Raw genomic sequence first — 18161 nt, forward strand, 5'->3', positions numbered from 1 at the left:
TTATGACATTTATGTGAAAAACTTTTGAAGGAATAAAAAGGAGTAAATATTGATATAAATATATTTTTAATGATAGTAATTAAGTAAAAGAGGGGATGAAAAAAGGAACGCTCATCATGTATGAGTCATTCCTTTTTTCATAGATTAACTTGCCTGTTTTTTATTATTTTCTTTCAATTTCTCTGCTTGTAAAAAGCGATTCGTTTCAGCAACAACAATACTACTTAATCCAATTAGACCAATCAAGTTTGGAATTGCCATAAGTCCATTTGCAATATCAGCAAATGTCCATACGATTCCTAGCTTTAAATTAGCACCAATTGCAATCATAACAATAAAGATTGCTTTATAATATTTAACTGCACTTTCTCCGAATAAATAAGCTACACATTTTTCTCCATAATACGACCAGCCTAAAATAGTAGAGTAGGCAAATAAAATAATTGCGATACCGAGAATCATACTACCAGCAGTACCAAATACAGATTGGAATGCAAATGTTGTAGCTTCAACGCCAGTTTTACCAGATCTCCAAGCACCTGTAGTAATTAATACTAGTCCTGTAATTGTACATACAATAAACGTATCTAGAAAAGTACCAGTCATTGAAACTAAAGCTTGCTTTGCAGGCGAATCAGTTTTTGCCGCCGCCGCGGCAATAGGGGCACTCCCTAAACCAGCTTCGTTCGCAAATACACCACGCGCCATTCCGATTTGAATAGCTGATGCAACTGTTGCCCCAATAAAACCACCAGCAGCTGCTGTACCATTAAATGCACCAGAAAAAATAAGTGAAAATGCTTCTGGAATTTGGTCGTAGTGATAGAAAATAATTATAAGACCAGCAATTATATAAAAGAAAGCTTTAATAGGAACGACATATCCCGTCACTTTCCCAATTTTTTTTACACCGCCTAAAATAACAATTGCGATTAAAAATGACATTACTATACCAGTTAAAGCAGGAGGGAAAGAGAAATTAATTCGCATTGCCTCTGCAACTGAGTTAGATTGCACCATATTACCAATACCGAAAGAAGCAGTTGTGCCGAATATAGCGAATAATACTGCCAGCCATTTCTTACCTAAACCACGCTCTAAATAATACATTGGTCCACCTGAATATTCACCATTTTCATTACTAACACGGTATTTTACTGCAAGTATTGCCTCGGCATACTTTGTTGCCATACCGAATAAAGCGGTAATCCACATCCAAAATATTGCACCAGGACCACCAATTGTAACCGCTGTTGCAACACCGGCTATATTTCCCATACCAATCGTTGCGGCCATAGCTGTCATGAGTGCTTGGAAGTGACTAATATCTCCAGAAGAAGAAGTATCTTCTGATTTTTTAAACGCTAGTTTGTGAGCGTATAATAGTTTACTAAACTGTAAACCTTTCAAACGCACTGTGAGAATGATACCTGTTCCAACGAGTAGCAACAAAGTTGGTAATCCCCACACGTATTGATTCATTTGTTCTAATACTTTACTTACTGTCTCCATCTTTATTCTCCTTTTTTAGAAAAAATAAAAACCACTTCAAGTAAATGAAATGGTCTCTGGAGAAACAAGGGATAGAAAAATAAACCGATACAATCGGCTTTTTCTTTCGCTTGTCTCTGTCCTTTTACCTGAGAGATTATCCGCTAAAGTAGCGGATTTGCTCCTTCGGTGCTCGTTTTCCTCCGCGCTCTATGAAAGCGAGAGGGAGTCTCTCCAGAGATTCGTCCCCATGCAGTTCTACTTGTAACCAAGACCTGAGAGTTTCAAAGTTGGTATAACAACTTTTTGCCCCGTCGGTAGATCAATAGACCTTCTCCTGAATGGTTCATCCGAATTATAAAATTTATAAACACATTGATTGTAAATCAATAAAAACATTATAGACATACAAATTGTGAATTGCAATCATTTTTTATTTTAAAATAGTAAATAGTTTTATTTTTTTGTAAGTCCTAATTTATCTTCAACTTCATTTAAAGTAGATAAAGCGATGACAATATGTTGATCCGCAAGTCCTAAAGCTTGTTTTGTTTTTTCAATAGTTTCATCGGTTGGAGTAGAGTTATTTGCTCCGTCTATAATCAAATTTGCTGCATTTTTCATGAAATTTGATGCGGATTTAAACTGATTTGTGAATTGAAGTAGTTGTTTTTGTATATCTATATCTGTTATGTTTTCTTCAATTTTAAGCGTGTCTATTTCGTTCATAATTGTTTCGTACTGCTTGGAAACAGCACTCATTGTAACTAATAGTTTATTTCGATCTACTGAATCTCCATTCGTGTTAATCTCTTCCCAAGCAGGTAACCAATCTTTTTTGATGATGTTATTATAAGTAGTAGTCAATTCATTGATTTTAGGTTGTAATTTAGTTTTGAAAGTTTTTGTATCCGCTGTTTCTATAGTTGCTTTTTCGTGGTTATTTTTAACATTAGTAACGTAGAAAATTGTACCAAAAATGATGAAAATAGAAATAACAACTGTCCATTTAGTAAAAAGTAATTTCTGCAATATGTAACGCCTCCAAAATTTAAAAACTTATAATTATAATATATAACAATAATGTTGTTTTAAGTAGAGAAAATAGGTTAGAAATGATTTAAAATATATCTTTTCTATACATAAATAATTAAAGTTAGTAAAATGATGAAAGTTATATGTGAGAAAAGAGGGTTTTTAGTGAAAATGAATAGAAGAAAACTAGTTTCAAGTATTTCAATGGTTATGTTATTAGTTGGTTTAATTGCATTCATATTTATGAATAAAGAATCTAAAATTAAAGATTTTCCAGTGCCAATGTCAGCAATCCATATTAACGATGATAAGGAAGAGGACTATCAATATATAAGTGTAATGCCAATTACAAAGGCGAGTGGATGGGAGAACTTAGGGGAAAATGGGCATACTGTTAGTTTTAAAAAAGGGGAGCGGAAGGTAGCAGTAGTACATTATCCGGGAGAAATTACGTATTATTTATTTGAGAAAAAGATGAATAAGGGAGATTAGCTAAAGATGTAATTCATTAAGAGTTACATCTTTTTTTATTCTGAATCATTTGAAATTAAATTCGATAGATGTTTTGATAGATGTAGTGATAAATATGATTAGTTCTATATGTCTATAAAAAGTATTAGGGTGATTATAAAAATATTATGTGAACTAATTATTGTGAGAAGAAGATAAATTATATGCTAAAGGGGGAATTAAAAATGCTACTAAAAACAATCTACTGTAAGGTGGAAGAAGAGAAAAAGGAATTGTTTTCAAATGCGCAAGGAAAATGGCGTGATATACGGCACCTAGATGGTTTTCATGGACAATTTGGTGGATGGTATGAAGATGAGGCATGTGTATTTACTTTATGGGAAGATAGAAGTACATATCAATCATTTATGAATGGTGCTCACGATACAATTTATTTAAATAGTAATCAAGAGGATACGTTTCTTGCATGTGAAATTGAATTATTTCAAACGTTGTATGATATAACTGATACGCATTTGAAAGACGTTGTTACAGAAGGATCATTCGTAAGAGTTGCTATATGTGATGTAAAGATGGAAAAGGAAAATCATTTTTTACATAAGCAAGAAACAATTTGGAATAAAGGAATGGAAAAAGCAAAAGGAATGTTAGGTGGAGTAGTTGGGAAGTCTTTAAAAAATGAAAATCGTTACATAGTGTTAACGTATTGGAAAGATGAAAAGACACATCAACATTATGTGGAAGAGATTTTCACAGATTTATATAAATTAGCTAATATTCATGAAGAGATAGAAGAGATAAAAGGAAAACAAGCTGTATGTAAGGAAGAATGGCTTGTATATTAAACGCTGAAAAAGTGCATAAATGAATGTATAATAAAGATATTTTCTTATAAACAAGTAATTAATAGAAGACGTTATATACCCTTTCATGTTAATATATTTAAGTTATAATAGGAGGCTTACCCTTTTGTATTGTACGGTAGAAGCAGTGTGAGCTTGAAATTTTTTTTAGAAAAGGATGTGCCTAATTTGCGTATCAATAAATTTATTAGTGAAGCTGGAAAAGCGTCTCGACGTGGAGCGGATAAACTAATTAATGAGAGAAGAGTAATTATTAACGGTAAGGTTGCAAAAATTGGTGACCAAGTGAACCCAGGTGATGATGTACGAGTAAATGGAGAGCAGCTTCGAATTGCTCGAGATCACGTATATATCGCTTTAAATAAACCAGTAGGTATTACATGTACGAGTGAAAAATCAGTAAAAGGTAATATTATTGATTTAGTGAATCATCCTTTACGAATTAGCCACATTGGACGTCTTGATAAAGACTCTGACGGTTTAATTTTGTTAACGAATGATGGCGATATTGTTAATGAGATTTTACGTGCTGAAAACAAACATGAGAAAGAATATATCGTTTCAGTAGATAAGCCAATTACACCTGATTTCTTAGAGAAAATGGCAGCGGGTGTTAAAATTTTAGGAACAAAAACGCTTCCTTGTGAGATTACACAGTTATCAAAATATGAGTTCCAAATTATTTTAACACAAGGGCTAAATCGCCAAATTCGCCGTATGTGTGAAGCTTTAGGTTATCAAGTATACACGTTAAAACGTACGAGAATTATGAATATCGAATTGAATAATTTACCAGTTGGGCAGTGGAGAGATTTAACGAAGAAAGAGAAAAGACGTCTATTTGCAGACTTAAATTACGAACCACAAGATTGGTAAAATTGTGAAGTGAAACCAAAAAAATTTGGTTTCGCTTTTTTAAATTAAATAAATAATTTTTTTAAACACTTGCAAAAATAAAATGAATAAGATATATTAAATAACAATAAATGGATGTTTTACAAAAAGCAAAGAAAAGGACACGAGTTATTTTACCCGGTTATACAGAGAAGGAAGGAAAGCTGAGAACTTCCTAACGCAGAAAAATAACTTACCACCTTAGAGCTGCACTAGGGAAATGAAGTATCTAGTGCCGTGTATGCGACGTTATCGCAAAAGAAGCCATTATGTTTTTTTGTGATGGGAATCTGGGTGGAACCACGGATATAAGCATATTCGTCCCTATATTTTGGGATGAATATGCTTTTTTGCATTCAATTTCATAATAAGCGAAGAAAAGGACACGAGTTATTTTACCCGGTTATACAGAGAAGGAAGGAAAGCTGAGAACTTCCTAACGCAGAAAAATAACTTACCACCTTAGAGCTGCACTAGGGAAATGAAGTATCTAGTGCCGTGTAAACGACGTTACCGTAAATGAAGCCATTGTATATTTACAATGGGAATCTGGGTGGAACCACGGGTAAAAGCACGCTCGTCCCTATTTTAGGGATGAGTGTGCTTTTTATTATGAAATGGAGAGATGAAAAATGAAAGAACAAATGATTGAAATTAAATTTCCAGATGGTAGCGTTAAAGAATTTGTAAATGGAGTTACTTTAGAAGAAATTGCTGGATCCATTAGCAGTAGTTTGAAAAAGAAAGCAGTCGCGGGGAAAGTAAATGATGGATTATATGATTTACGCCGAGATATTGAAGAAAATGCGGAAGTGGAAATCATTACTATAGATTCAAATGAAGGGGTAGAAATTGCAAGACACTCCGCGGCACATATTTTAGCGCAAGCTGTAAAAAGATTGTATGGTGATATAAATCTTGGAGTAGGACCTGTTATTGAAAATGGATTTTATTATGATATGGATCTTCCAAGTAGTGTAAACATAGAAGATTTACGAAAAATCGAAAAAGAAATGAAAAAAATCATAAATGAAAATATAAAGATAGAACGAGTTGAGGTTTCTCGAGAAGAAGCAGCTAAACTGTTTCAAGAAATGAACGACCGCTTGAAATTAGAACTTTTAGAAGCAATTCCTAGTGGGGAAAGTGTAACACTATATAAACAAGGTGAATTTGTAGATTTATGTAGAGGACCACATTTACCATCTACAGGTTATTTGAAAGCATTTCAATTAACTCACGTTTCCGGTGCATATTGGCGAGGTGATAGTAATAACCAAGTGCTTCAGCGCATATATGGTGTTGCATTCTCTTCTCAAAAAGAATTAGAAGAGTATTTACATTTCGTTGAAGAAGCAGCAAAAAGAAATCATCGTAAGTTAGGCAGTGAGCTTGAGTTATTTATGTTTTCTGAAGAGGCTCCGGGAATGCCGTTTTATTTACCGAAAGGACAAATGATTCGTAACGAATTGGAAGCATTTTTAAGAGAAATTCAAAAAGAGTATAAGTATCAAGAAGTACGCACTCCGTTCATGATGAACCAAGAAGTATGGGAGAGATCAGGGCACTGGGGACATTATAAAGATAATATGTATTTCTCTGAAGTAGATAATAAAAGTTTTGCATTAAAACCGATGAACTGCCCAGGGCACATGCTTATGTTTAAAAATAAATTGCATTCTTATCGTGAATTACCGATTCGTATGTGTGAATTTGGTCAAGTACATCGTCATGAATTTAGTGGTGCGTTAAACGGATTATTAAGAGTACGTACTTTCTGCCAAGATGATGCACATTTATTTGTAACTCCAAAACAAATTGAAGATGAAATTAAATCAGTAATGGCGCAAATTGATTACGTATATAAAACTTTTGGATTCGAATATGAAGTAGAGCTTTCTACTCGTCCAGAAGATTCAATGGGTGATGATAAATTATGGGAGCAAGCAGAAGCGGCATTAGAAAATGTATTACAATCGCTAAATTATAAATATAGACTAAATGAAGGTGACGGTGCATTTTACGGGCCGAAAATTGATTTTCATATTAAAGATGCTTTAAATAGAAGCCACCAGTGCGGAACAATCCAGCTTGATTTCCAAATGCCAGAGAAATTTGATTTGAATTATATAGATGAAAATAATGAAAAGAAAAGACCAGTTGTTATTCACAGAGCAGTTTTAGGGTCATTAGATCGCTTCTTAGCAATATTAATTGAGCACTTTGGAGGTGCGTTCCCGGCATGGGTGGCACCAGTTCAAGTGAAAGTAATTCCAGTTTCAAATGCAGTACATGAACAATATGCCAATGAGATTGCACATAAATTAGCACAAGCTGGAGTTCGTGTTGAACAAGATGCACGAGATGAAAAATTAGGATATAAAATAAGAGAAGCACAAATGCAAAAAGTACCGTATGTTCTTGTTATTGGGGATAAGGAAATGGAAAACGGAGCTGTAAATGTACGTAAATATGGGGAAGAGAAGTCAGAAGTTATTGCGCTAGATGTATTTGTGGCAAGTATTGAAGAAGAAATAAGGAATAGAAAATATTGATTGTAAAGAAAACACACTATTAGCAATTAGTGTGTTTTCGTTTTTATCTTACAAAAATGTAAGGTAAATGTAAGCGAAATCGAGGGAACGAGTTGTAGAAAAATGAGAATATGGAGTAGGAAATAGGTTCATGTTAAGGATGTAACTCTTATTGAATGAATAATTAAAAAAATCTTAAGGATTTACATGGCAAAATAATAAGAAATATGTGAGAAATTAATTTTATACAAAAGGGATGGAGTGAAAGAGATGTCAACAAATGTAGTTACTGTAGAAAGTGTAGAAAAAACGTATGGGAAAAGAAATGAGAATCAGTCAAAAGCATTAAGGGGTGTATCGTTAAGTATTAAAGAAGGAGAATTTGTCGGGATCATGGGACCTTCTGGGTCTGGCAAAACGACTTTACTTAATGTGATAAGTACACTTGACCAAGCGACAGGTGGTAGTGTGACGATAGCTGGTACAAATATTACTTCTATGAAGGGCAATGCGTTATCTGATTTTCGCTCTCAAAAATTAGGTTTCATTTTTCAAGATTTTAATCTTCTAGAAAACTTATCAATTTATGAAAATATAGCTTTACCACTTTCTTTGCAAGGCGTACCGTCAAGTGAGATTACTGGAAAGGTAAATGACGTTGCCAAGAAATTAGGTATCACCGAAATTTTAACAAAATATCCGACGGCTGTTTCTGGAGGACAAAAGCAAAGAACAGCGGCGGCAAGAGCTTTAGTACATAATCCAGCAATTGTATTAGCAGATGAACCGACAGGTGCGCTTGATAGTAAAAACGCAAAAAGTTTATTAGAAGCGATGCAAGATTTACATGAAAATCACAATGTAAGTATTTTGATGGTTACACACGATGCATTTAGTGCAAGTTATTGTGAGCGTATTTTATTTATTCAAGATGGTCTTCTTTATAAAGAATTAAATCGTCAAGGCACTCGAGAGAATTTCTATCAAGACATTTTAGGTGTGCTCGCTCATATGGGCTCAGCTGCTGAGTCTAAGTAGGGGGGCGAAACTATGTTATTTAAATTATCACGTCATAGTATGAAAAAGATGTTAAAAGATTATATGGTTTTACTTATTGGCCTCGTTATTAGTATTAGTATTTTCTACATGTTCCAAACGATGGCGATGAATAGTGAATTTACGAAAGATAATAGTCTAATTAGTAGTATTAGACTCGTCTTTTGGGTAGGTGCAATACTATTATCTTTCATTACTGTATTTTATATTATATATGCCAACTCTTTCTTGCTCACATTAAGAAGAAAAGAACTCGGTATGTACATGATGCTTGGTGCGAAAAAGAAAAAAGTAGCACAGTTATTATTTATTGAAACATTCGGTATGGGTATTGTCAGTATTATTATCGGTATTTTAGTAGGGATGTTACTTGCAAGTGTAGCAGGAAACTTTTTAATGAATGGAATGGAAATTTCAGCAAAAGGTAGTTATGCATCTGTATACACACCAGCAATTTTAGTCACAGCTATTTTCTTCTTAATACTATTTTTCATTACTGGCTTAATGAACAGTGTCCGATTGTTACGTAAAACTGAACTAGAGTTAATTCGTGAGGATGAAACACTAGATGAAGTGAAGAAAAGTAAAACTCGCATTATAATAATGACAGTACTTGGTGTATTACTAGTAAGTACAGGGTACTATTTTATGATTAATGTAAAAATATATGCTGAATTAGGTTTTATTATAGCAACCATCGTTACAACACTTGGAACATATTTCATCTTTAGTTCATTACTCCCATTTTTTGTGATGAAAATTAAAGGAAATAAAAAACGAAATGAAACGGGCTTAAATAGTTTTACATACGCACAGCTACGCTTTCGAGTTAATAGTTTATCAAGAGTATTAGGTACTGTAGCTATGTTAATTGCATTAGGCGCAGGTGCGATGACTGCAGGTATGGCTTTCCAAAAAAATGTAGGTATTATGACAGACCTTTCTCGTGTATATGATGTTGCAATTCATGATCCAAACGAACAAGATACAGCAGCATTAAAAGAAATGGAAATTGTTGAAGAAAGCAAGTACAAGTATAAAGTAGATGGGGAAGCGGTGTATTACTTACGTAACGACTTAGTAGCGAAGCCACCACTAATTTCCGAACGCTTTGATACGAAAACTTTAAAAGAACCTGCGCGTAAACGGGTGGCTGAACCTTTAACTGAACCCGTATATTCTGCTTTGGAAGCTCCTGAAGTAGCGAATAAGCTTCCTCGTATGCCAAAAGATTGGGAAGATGCTATTGTAAGAGAAATACAACTTACACATAATCAATTTAACGGAAAACCAGTAAGAATTGCAGATGAAGAGCATTATAAAGGAATTCAAGGAACCGAACACACTGTAACATTAGCAAAAGTAGATGATATGAAAAAATATAAACCATTATTGATCGAAATAGACAAGAGACAAAAAGAACAAATTGAAAAAGCAACAGGTGCAAAGGTAGACATATTTACGAAAATGACAATTTATCAGTTAACGAACAGCTTCATGAGCGGAACAATGTTTATGGGATTTTTCCTCGGAATTGCCTTTTTAGCAATGATGGTAAGTTCCCTTATGTTCAAAATATTAACAGGTGCTTCTCGCGACGTACGACGTTATGAAATGTTACGAAAAATTGGCGTAAGACGTAGTATGTTAACGAAAAGTATATATAAAGAAATTTCGTATTTATTTATCTTCCCAGCAATCATTGGCATTTCTCACGTTTTAGTTGGGCTTAACTTATTCAGCTTTATATTAGTTGACCCGTTTGTGAAAGTGTGGGTGCCAATAGGAATCTTCTTAGTCATTTATTTCATGTATTACTGGATAACTGTTCAACTTTATAAAGGTATGGTAATGCCGAAAGAAGAAGTAGCTAAATAGTTTATGAAAAGAGTCATTGTGTTGAAAACAAGGGCTCTTTTCTATGTGTTTTTATAAAAATGTGTATGCGAGATGTTTTCAAATCTTTCTGTAATGAATATAACTTGTTAGACGTAATTCGTTATAACGTTGGATTATCACATTCTCAAACTGTCTTATTAGAAAAGGATTTAAAAAATCCATTGCCTACTAAGGTGATTGAAATGAAGCTACCGTTTTATTTCTTTATAGGGAAATATGACTATAACACTTCATTGCATGCAGCAAAAACATATTTTGATAAGATAGAAGCAGATCAAAAACAATTTATTACTTTTGAGAAATCAGCTCATTATCCACAATTTGAAGAGAAAGAAAAATTCTATAAGTGGATGTGCGATACATTCATAAAATAAAGTATATCCGAACTTTAGAGAATTGAAATAGTTAGCGAGATGTATAAAGATTTTTAGATGCATAGTATTAACTGAAGCGAAATTAAATAAAAAGACTCTTGATAAAAAATAAGAGTCTTAAGTACAACCAACTATGGATGACTTTTCTTTTTATAGAGAGATACAAAAATAAAAAAGATAGCTGAAGACAAATTGTTTTCAGCTATCTTTTTTCGCTTAAAGTGGAGGTAAATCAATCTTACCTTCTTCAAATAATTCTTTTATCATATGCTTCGTATAACCAGCGGCTTGACCAAATGTGATTTTTGCTGGCATTGGTGCTTCGTTAGCATCTACAACTACATCAATAATACATGGTTTATTTTGTTTTACTGCATTTTCGAAAGCGGGAAGTAGTTCATCTAAATTCTCAACACGGTATCCAATACCTCCACAAGCCTCTGCATATTTTGCGAAATCAGGGTTCGTTAAGTCTGTTTCGAATTCGATATTACCCATAACTTCTTGTTCAAATTTAATCATCGCAATTTTATTATTGTTTAATACGACGACAACGATTGGTAATTTATATTTTACAGCTGTTACGAAGTCATTCATCGTCATTCCAAATCCGCCATCACCACAAACTGCAAATACTTGTTTATCCGGGAAAGCAATTTTTCCAGCAAGTGCACCAGGTAAACCGCAGCCAAGTGTTGCGAGCCAGCTAGAAATGATAAATTGTTGGTTTGTCATACGGAAGTGTCTTGCTGTCCATACTGTTACATTTCCGACATCGACTGATAGAATTGCATCATCATGAGCTACTTGCTGCAGAGCATGCATAACACGTTGTGGTTTAATTGGAATGGAAGAGTCTTCTTCTTGATCGTGTAATTTATCTTCCCACTTTTTCATCATTTCTTGGTGCTGTTCTAAGAAGGAATGGTCTGTGTGTTCTTCAACATTTTCAATTAACCATCGTAATGTTTTATCAGCATCACCAGCTAAACCAATATCTGTCGCATAACGTTTCCCGATTTGGGCAGGATCTGTATCGATATGAATTGTTTTTGCTTTTTCAGGTAAGAAGCCGGTGAACGGATAAGAAGTACCGACCATAATTAAAGTATCTGCATGCTTCATTGCTTCATAAGAAGGTTTCGTTCCAATTAATCCTAATCCACCAATACAAAGAGGGTGTTCATCAGGAATAATTCCTTTAGCAGGTAATGTAAGTACGATTGGAGCACCAATATGTTCTGCTAATGCAAGTAAAGATTCTCTCGCATGTTTTGTTCCTTTTCCAGCTAAAATCACAGGCTTTTTCGCTTCATTTATTGCGAGTTTCGCTGCATCTAAATCTTCTTTTTGTGGAAATAATTCAGGCAAAGTAAAAGAAGTATTTGTAACACGGGCACCATTTTTCACTTCAAATTTCGGGACATCATCTGGAATAGTAAGAACGGATACACCTTTTTTCGTATAAGCCATTCGAATTGCTTGATTCACTACGGCAGGTAGTTGCTCTGCTGACATAATACGCTGGTTATAAACCGCAACATCATCAAACATTCTTTCTAAATTTACTTCTTGGAAAAAGTCCGTTCCAAGTAAATCGGTTTCTACTTGACCTGAAATTGCTAGAACAGGGGCTTTATCGAGTTTCGCATCATATAAACCATTTAATAAATGAATAGCACCAGGTCCTGCAATTGCCATACAAACGCCAAGTTTTCCTGTTAATTTCGCATAGGCAGCCGCTGCTAGTGCACCAGCTTCTTCATGGCGAACTTGAATGAATTTAATTTTATCTTGTTTTTTTCTTAAAGCTTCAATGATAGAATTAATGGAATCTCCAGGCATACCGTATATGTGCTCTACTCCCCAATCAATTAATAAATCAACTAATGCTTCACCTGCTGTTTTCCCAAACATAATTGTTCCTCCTTATAATAGGTAGATAACATTATGTTTTGAATAAAAAGGAAAAATATACAAGTAAGAAATTTATCTAGTTATTTGTAATCCAAGAATCAGTGTGGGAGGAACAAAAGTTTCACTTTAGCAACTTTAATGATGACCAGCGAATAAAGTGAACACTGTTATTAGTAAAAAACCACTAGTTGCCCACATTAGAAATGTAAGGAAAGAGAGCTGTTTCTTAGCTTTCCAAAGCATTTCATGAATTGTGACATATCCAAGTGAACCAATAGCACTTCCCATAATGAGGCCTTGCAGGTGAAGAGCTTTTCCTTCCATCAAAATGCCAAAAACTGTGCCAGTACCGAGAATAAGAGAAAGTAATAAAGTCGTTAATAAAAAGGAAATATATTTATGTTTTGTAAAAAGAAATGGAATAATTAAAGCTAATCCTTCTGGAATATGGTGAACGACGATTGCTATTAAAAAGGGAATGGCAGAGTCATTATGATTTATAAAAGCTGTACCTAACGCAAATCCACTCGGTATATTATGAATAAATATAGCGAAAGAGAGAAAAAGGAAGGTTTGCCATGCTTGTTGATCTTTTTTATGTATCATTGGATGGTGACAATAGTTATCTAATAAGCTCATAACTAAAATACCGATAGCTATACCAAGTATAGGCCCAACCATTTCGTAGCTTGAAAATGTTTCAGGAATAATTTCAAGGGATAAAAGCCCAAGTAAAATACCACCACATAATGCGTATAAACGATGCATCTTTTCTTCAATAAGTTGGCGTGTTGCTACTCCAACAGCACCTCCTAATAGTAATCCACCGAACGAAAAAAATGTTACAATCATTGGAATCCATAAACGTTCCATAGTATCACACTCCGATTCTATTCCCTTATTTTTAGCTTACGAAAAAGAAAGTTAGATTAGTCCAAGTAATTGTGTTTGATTATAGAGAAAAAAGTAGTGATTCGTTATAATTTATATATTAATTTTAAGTGAGAAAATGAAAAGGGGAATTGGTTATGCAACAAATTAAAAAAATAGGAAACTCATTTTGGTATATGACACCTGTTTCTGAAACAGATAGACCTATCTTAGGAATGGTCGTTGGACAAGAAAAAACGTTAATGATTGATGCAGGAAATTCAGAAGAACATGCACAATTATTTTTAGAAATGTTAAAAGAACAAAATGTATCGAATCCTGATTTTGTAGCATTAACGCATTGGCATTGGGATCATATTTTTGGATTATCTGTATTACAGAATGCATTAACTATTTCGCACGCTGAAACGAAAAAAGAAATGCAGGCAATAGTATCTTATGAATGGACAGATGAAGCGTTGGACGCACGCGTAAAAGAGGGTACTGAAATTGCATTTTGTGCGAATTGTATCAAGAAAGAGTTTGAAGAAAAAGCGAGAAATATTAACATTATTCCTCCAACCTTAACGTTCCAGGATCAAATGGAATTAGACCTTGGTGAAGTGACATGCGTGTTAAAACATGTGGGCGGAGATCATGCGCATGATTCAGTTGTTATGTATATAAAAGAAGAAAAGATATTGTTTGTAGGAGATTGTATATATGCAGATATTTTTTCTTCAAAGTGGAACTATACGACGAAAAAAACGTTTAAATTGATAGATGAATTAGAGAAATTTGATGCTGAGACATATATTCTTTCTCATGGGACAGCTATAAATCGAGACGAGTTTTTACAAGAAATTCATTTGCTAAAAACAGTAGGAACATATACAGAAGCTCATAAAGGCGATGAAGAGAAGATAAAGGCAGCGTATAAACAAGAGCTAGATAGAGAATTAAATGCAGATGAGTTAGAAACAATAACGTATTTTGTCAATGGTTATGAAATGAATAATCTGTAAGACACTACATTAATCAAATATAATTAAATTGCACAAAAAGAGTATTGAAATTTAATTCAATACTCTTTTTAATAGTTAAATATCTAGTTACAACCAATTTCTAAAATTGGGGCTCATTATCTGAAGTTATATCACTTTATAGGGGTTCAGATAGAAGCTTTCTTTGCTAATTCAGTAATATATTCAAAGAAAACATCATGTTTTACATCATAAACGACATTTACAGGTCGTCCATCAGTAGTTTCCTCTGTACGTCCTTGGCTTGGTCCGTATGTATGAACGATACTATTAATCGTTTCAGTTTTTGCAAGGCTAGTGTTTCCGACAAAAGCGGTAGTTAGTACATCCCATAAATAGTAAGTAGAGTTCGTTGAGAAGTGAACGAGAGGGGGGACCATTGCATAGCATTGACCAAGGAAATCCATACCAATATACTTTCGTTCTTTTGCCCACTGCTCACGTATGTTTATAGTTAACGGAACTTGGTTTGTACTTTCTAGTGTCACTAAGTCGATTTTAATTTTTGCATCCCATACACGAGCTACTGCTTCAGGATCCCAAAATGAATTCCACTCAGCTGTTCCATCATGCTCTGGTTCATGTACATTGCCAGCTTTAAGAAATGTACCACCCATCCAAACAAGGCGTTCAATTTGATCTTCGATTATGGGAGCTTCATATAATGCACGAGCAAGGTCAGTTAGGGGCCCAGTAAATAATAAAGTTGTTTTTCCTTCCGTTTGTAGAAGCGTTTCTATTAAATGATGATGCGCGGGTTTTGCCACCACGGGTGTTACAACTTTTCCAGACTCATTTAAAATTGGTAGAGCATCTACATAAAATGCATGCATCCGCCAGTCTTTAGGAAACGGGTTTTGCCCGCGAGAGTTTGAAGCGGCTACGGCAATATTACCTTTGCCGAAGCAATCGATAATTTTACGACTGGCAGACATTGCGGGTTCTAAATAGCAGTCTGCTGGGATAACAGATACACCCGTAAGTTCAATGTTTTCCATTTGAAGTAATAAAAATAATGAAATTAAATCATCTACGCCGCCATCATGATTGAAGTACACTTTTTTCTTCATTGTAATCTCCATCCTATATGATTTAGTTAGAAATTAAATATGAATTGAGGAAAAGTCATCAATAATTTCCACCACTTCAATTTCTCCATTAATCAGTAGCTCAGGAAGCTCATTTCTAATATTTCCTTTCCAATACTCTCTAGCTTGTTCGATTTTTTGAGAAAAAGGAATTCCATCTTCTTTCGGTAAAAGATTCCCGTCACCTTCAAAAGAACTTCCAATCACTCGTAGTTTAACAATCTGTAAAACTTCTCGATTGTAAGAATCAAATAGCGCTCTCCATTTCAAAGCATCCTCATAGCTTTTAGCAGCATATAAGCAAGATAACCTGGAAGGGTATTCAGGGAATTCTTGTAGTCTAACCATTTCTACAATTGTTTCTCTAACTGCTCTAATTGTTTGATCCATATAACTCATAACTACTTTAGTATTTTCATTATTTATATGTAATTCGTTATTTTTATAGTGTTTATTTAAAATTTGTATGCCATCTTCACCACTAGCATTTAATTGTTCTCTTTCAAAAAAGAAGTGATATAGAGTATTGTGTTGATTTTTGTTAAAAGGAATGATTTGTCCGATATGCATTTTTTTCCTTGTTACGATGTGATATGCGTAAAATTCTGCTTCATTCATGGTTATCCTCCTAGTAATAGTGTAATGCAATGTTAAATTTAGTAATTCAACATTGCGATATATATAACCTCTATAAGTAAAAGTGAGAATTTGAGTAGAAAGGAAAAATATGAAAACGCTTTAAATTTGTTCACAAAATGTTCACTTACGAAGGGGTTTCCAATGTCGATATAATGACAAAGACTCAAAGAGAAAGGATGATGAAATTTGCCAACAACAAGAAAGGAAAACCTCCAATTTGGCATGATGATGTGCCTTGGGATGGTTATCGTAATGACGTTTTACAATTTACTAATGAATGAAACAGGAGGACCAATTTATATTAAAGAGATTGCATTAGAACTATTAATTGGCTTTATTATTGCACTATTAATTGAAATATGTATCGTTGGACCTTGTGCGAAAAAAATTGTATTCATATTGCCATTTGATAAATCTAAAAAAATAAATATTATCGTTGCAATGGCGACAACTATGGTAATTGGAATGGTGTTCTTTATGTCATTTTTCGGTATGGCTATGATGTATTTACATGGTGGACTACAAGGAGATTCATTTGTTTCCATTTATTTTTCGATTTTTATTAAAAATTTCATAATGGCATATCCATTACAATTAATTATTATGGGACCGCTTGTACGTTTCTTATTTGCAAAGTTTGTTATGAAAAAGAAATCTTTTAATGTAGCGTAATTTTCATTTTTAAAACATTATATATAAATAATGAAAAACACATCTCGCATTTTTGAGGTGTGTTTTTGTTCATTTCAAGTTATTTTCATAGTGATGTGACATTTGTCCTTTTGCCATTATAGGATGATGGTTTTTAATTAAGTCAGAAATAAAGGATGAGGAGATGATTTTTTGAAAGGTATTCTATTTGCTATTTTTGCGGGGATATTTATAACACTTCAAGGTACCTTTAATGCGAAACTTAGTTCACATATCGGTATATGGTCGACGAGTATTATAACCCATTTAATTGGATTCATTATTGCAACAACTGTATTTTTATTAAAGAAAGAGGAGAAAGTAACAAATTTAAAGAGTGTGAAAAAAATATATTTAGCAGCTGGTGCATTTGGTGGATTCATTATTTGTGCAGAAACTATGGCGATATATTCATTAGGAGTTACATTGACAGCTGGCACATTAATGGTTGCTCAATTGTTAACGGCAACAGTTATTGAAATGAAAGGACTGTTTCATATAAAAAAGATACAGATGGAGAGATATCATATTGTGGGAACGATAGTAATGATTATAGGTATTGTTGTATTTAATATGTAAATGAAAGGAGAAATGAATATGGAGAATAGATCAGGTTTAATTACGCATTATTTGAAAACCAATAAAACGCTCGAGGTTTTTTCAGAAATAGATACAGCTTATTTTCAATTAAATCACTTTGAAAAAGGCGAGCTTATTTGCAATATAGATGACGAAATGGATCGTTTATATTTTGTTGTTAAAGGTAAAGCAAAAGTTTACACGATTACACCTGAAGGGAAGAAACTAATCCTTCGCTTTATCAATCCATTGGCCATTGTTGGTGATATTGAATTAATTCAAAATAGCAAAGCACATAATGTCGTTGAAGCTTGTTCAGATGTTGTAGCAATCTCTATTTCTAATACGGTTATTAGAAACAAGTTATTACATGATCCTATATTTATGAAGTTCTTGCTTGAAAACATTGCGAACACATTAAAAATATCGACTCGTTTTACTGCTCTTAATTTACTTTATCCTGTAGAAGTACGTGTAGCTAGTTATTTACTTTCAATTTCAACAGATAGTAACGGGAATATGTATAAAGAGGATTTGGATGCAACTTCGGTAACGAGTATTGCGGATTTTATAGGGGTAAGTTATAGGCACGTAATACGGGTATTACAAAAATTTTATAATGAAAAATTAATTGAAAAGAGTAATGGAGTTATTGTAATTAAAGATTTTTCTAGAATGAAGGAAGTCGCTAAAGATAATATATATGAGCAATGAAAGG

16 protein-coding genes, 1 pseudogene, 1 riboswitch and 2 other annotated features are annotated in these 18161 nt (G+C 33.6%); of the genes and pseudogenes, 11 read left to right on the top strand and 6 right to left on the bottom strand.

The window, feature by feature from the left end:
* Nucleotides 1–144: 144 nt before the first annotated feature.
* Complete coding sequence (locus MKY21_RS11665; protein WP_000451049.1) at nt 145–1512, bottom strand: alanine/glycine:cation symporter family protein; 1368 nt, start codon at nt 1510–1512, stop codon at nt 145–147.
* Between the two features lie 106 nt (nt 1513–1618).
* Nucleotides 1619–1739, bottom strand: a riboswitch (glycine riboswitch).
* A gap of 208 nt (nt 1740–1947) precedes the next feature.
* On the bottom strand, nt 1948–2523 hold the full coding sequence (locus tag MKY21_RS11670) for a hypothetical protein (protein ID WP_086392393.1): 576 nt from the start codon (nt 2521–2523) through the stop codon (nt 1948–1950).
* 132 nt (nt 2524–2655) lie between these two features.
* Between MKY21_RS11670 and MKY21_RS11675 the strand changes: the two genes are divergently transcribed.
* The 7 genes and pseudogenes from MKY21_RS11675 to MKY21_RS11705 all read left to right on the top strand — a co-directional run.
* On the top strand, nt 2656–3018 hold the full coding sequence (locus MKY21_RS11675) for a hypothetical protein (protein WP_001999750.1): 363 nt from the start codon (nt 2656–2658) through the stop codon (nt 3016–3018).
* A 203-nt stretch (nt 3019–3221) separates the two neighbouring features.
* Complete coding sequence (locus MKY21_RS11680; RefSeq protein WP_044796268.1) at nt 3222–3842, top strand: YdbC family protein; 621 nt, start codon at nt 3222–3224, stop codon at nt 3840–3842.
* Nucleotides 3843–4028: 186 nt separating this feature from the next.
* Nucleotides 4029–4736 (top strand): 23S rRNA pseudouridine(2604) synthase RluF, encoded by a 708-nt coding sequence (gene rluF, locus MKY21_RS11685; RefSeq protein ID WP_001222170.1) that lies wholly within the window; start codon nt 4029–4031, stop codon nt 4734–4736.
* A gap of 122 nt (nt 4737–4858) precedes the next feature.
* Nucleotides 4859–5083 (top strand) — a binding site (T-box leader).
* A gap of 36 nt (nt 5084–5119) precedes the next feature.
* Nucleotides 5120–5342, top strand: a binding site (T-box leader).
* Between the two features lie 44 nt (nt 5343–5386).
* Nucleotides 5387–7309 carry a threonine--tRNA ligase gene (gene thrS / locus MKY21_RS11690; protein ID WP_044796237.1) on the top strand — a complete coding sequence of 641 codons (1923 nt, stop codon included), beginning with the start codon at nt 5387–5389 and terminating at the stop codon, nt 7307–7309.
* Between the two features lie 249 nt (nt 7310–7558).
* Nucleotides 7559–8326 carry an ABC transporter ATP-binding protein gene (locus tag MKY21_RS11695; RefSeq protein WP_000106426.1) on the top strand — a complete coding sequence of 256 codons (768 nt, stop codon included), beginning with the start codon at nt 7559–7561 and terminating at the stop codon, nt 8324–8326.
* A 12-nt stretch (nt 8327–8338) separates the two neighbouring features.
* Nucleotides 8339–10222 carry an ABC transporter permease gene (locus MKY21_RS11700; RefSeq protein ID WP_341076287.1) on the top strand — a complete coding sequence of 628 codons (1884 nt, stop codon included), beginning with the start codon at nt 8339–8341 and terminating at the stop codon, nt 10220–10222.
* Between the two features lie 92 nt (nt 10223–10314).
* Nucleotides 10315–10617, top strand: a pseudogene (locus MKY21_RS11705) (hypothetical protein); the annotation flags it as partial.
* 216 nt (nt 10618–10833) lie between these two features.
* On the opposite strand, the gene MKY21_RS11710 reads toward MKY21_RS11705, so the two are convergent.
* Together MKY21_RS11710 and MKY21_RS11715 are read right to left on the bottom strand one after the other, a co-directional pair.
* Nucleotides 10834–12534, bottom strand: a complete 1701-nt coding sequence (locus tag MKY21_RS11710; protein WP_000467235.1) for a pyruvate oxidase — start codon at nt 12532–12534, stop codon at nt 10834–10836.
* 135 nt (nt 12535–12669) lie between these two features.
* Nucleotides 12670–13407: a ZIP family metal transporter gene (locus tag MKY21_RS11715; RefSeq protein ID WP_000440632.1), complete on the bottom strand. Its 738-nt coding sequence runs from the start codon at nt 13405–13407 to the stop codon at nt 12670–12672.
* A gap of 155 nt (nt 13408–13562) precedes the next feature.
* Between MKY21_RS11715 and MKY21_RS11720 the strand changes: the two genes are divergently transcribed.
* Nucleotides 13563–14429, top strand: a complete 867-nt coding sequence (locus MKY21_RS11720) for an MBL fold metallo-hydrolase (RefSeq protein ID WP_086392395.1) — start codon at nt 13563–13565, stop codon at nt 14427–14429.
* Nucleotides 14430–14575: 146 nt separating this feature from the next.
* On the opposite strand, the gene MKY21_RS11725 is transcribed toward MKY21_RS11720, so the two are convergent.
* Both MKY21_RS11725 and MKY21_RS11730 read right to left on the bottom strand, forming a co-directional pair.
* Nucleotides 14576–15529 carry a nucleoside hydrolase gene (locus tag MKY21_RS11725; RefSeq protein ID WP_142668977.1) on the bottom strand — a complete coding sequence of 318 codons (954 nt, stop codon included), beginning with the start codon at nt 15527–15529 and terminating at the stop codon, nt 14576–14578.
* A 21-nt stretch (nt 15530–15550) separates the two neighbouring features.
* Nucleotides 15551–16153 carry a DUF2441 domain-containing protein gene (locus MKY21_RS11730; RefSeq protein ID WP_001001048.1) on the bottom strand — a complete coding sequence of 201 codons (603 nt, stop codon included), beginning with the start codon at nt 16151–16153 and terminating at the stop codon, nt 15551–15553.
* A gap of 207 nt (nt 16154–16360) precedes the next feature.
* On the opposite strand from MKY21_RS11730, the gene MKY21_RS11735 reads away from it, so the two are divergent.
* From MKY21_RS11735 to MKY21_RS11745, 3 genes are all read left to right on the top strand, one after another.
* The gene (locus tag MKY21_RS11735) at nt 16361–16846 is read left to right on the top strand and encodes a hypothetical protein (RefSeq protein WP_002103059.1); all 486 of its coding nucleotides are present in this window, start codon (nt 16361–16363) and stop codon (nt 16844–16846) included.
* 171 nt (nt 16847–17017) lie between these two features.
* Nucleotides 17018–17443, top strand: a complete 426-nt coding sequence (locus MKY21_RS11740) for a DMT family transporter (RefSeq protein WP_000676256.1) — start codon at nt 17018–17020, stop codon at nt 17441–17443.
* A gap of 18 nt (nt 17444–17461) precedes the next feature.
* Complete coding sequence (locus MKY21_RS11745) at nt 17462–18157, top strand: Crp/Fnr family transcriptional regulator (RefSeq protein WP_016117888.1); 696 nt, start codon at nt 17462–17464, stop codon at nt 18155–18157.
* Nucleotides 18158–18161 lie beyond the last annotated feature (4 nt).

Source organism: Bacillus sp. FSL R9-9497, assembly GCF_038005805.1.
Taxonomy (GTDB): domain Bacteria; phylum Bacillota; class Bacilli; order Bacillales; family Bacillaceae_G; genus Bacillus_A; species Bacillus_A cereus.

What these genes read in the sequence shown, in the direction of transcription:
- MKY21_RS11665 (WP_000451049.1), bottom strand. Translation starts at nt 1,512, where the DNA reads ATGGAGACAGTAAGTAAAGTATTAGAACAAATGAATCAATACGTGTGG.
- MKY21_RS11715 (WP_000440632.1), bottom strand. Translation starts at nt 13,407, where the DNA reads ATGGAACGTTTATGGATTCCAATGATTGTAACATTTTTTTCGTTCGGT.
- MKY21_RS11730 (WP_001001048.1), bottom strand. Translation starts at nt 16,153, where the DNA reads ATGAATGAAGCAGAATTTTACGCATATCACATCGTAACAAGGAAAAAA.
- MKY21_RS11700 (WP_341076287.1), top strand. Translation starts at nt 8,339, where the DNA reads ATGTTATTTAAATTATCACGTCATAGTATGAAAAAGATGTTAAAAGAT.
- MKY21_RS11710 (WP_000467235.1), bottom strand. Translation starts at nt 12,534, where the DNA reads ATGTTTGGGAAAACAGCAGGTGAAGCATTAGTTGATTTATTAATTGAT.
- MKY21_RS11745 (WP_016117888.1), top strand. Translation starts at nt 17,462, where the DNA reads ATGGAGAATAGATCAGGTTTAATTACGCATTATTTGAAAACCAATAAA.
- MKY21_RS11695 (WP_000106426.1), top strand. Translation starts at nt 7,559, where the DNA reads ATGTCAACAAATGTAGTTACTGTAGAAAGTGTAGAAAAAACGTATGGG.
- MKY21_RS11680 (WP_044796268.1), top strand. Translation starts at nt 3,222, where the DNA reads ATGCTACTAAAAACAATCTACTGTAAGGTGGAAGAAGAGAAAAAGGAA.
- MKY21_RS11675 (WP_001999750.1), top strand. Translation starts at nt 2,656, where the DNA reads ATGATGAAAGTTATATGTGAGAAAAGAGGGTTTTTAGTGAAAATGAAT.
- MKY21_RS11720 (WP_086392395.1), top strand. Translation starts at nt 13,563, where the DNA reads ATGCAACAAATTAAAAAAATAGGAAACTCATTTTGGTATATGACACCT.
- MKY21_RS11725 (WP_142668977.1), bottom strand. Translation starts at nt 15,529, where the DNA reads ATGGAGATTACAATGAAGAAAAAAGTGTACTTCAATCATGATGGCGGC.
- thrS (WP_044796237.1), top strand. Translation starts at nt 5,387, where the DNA reads ATGAAAGAACAAATGATTGAAATTAAATTTCCAGATGGTAGCGTTAAA.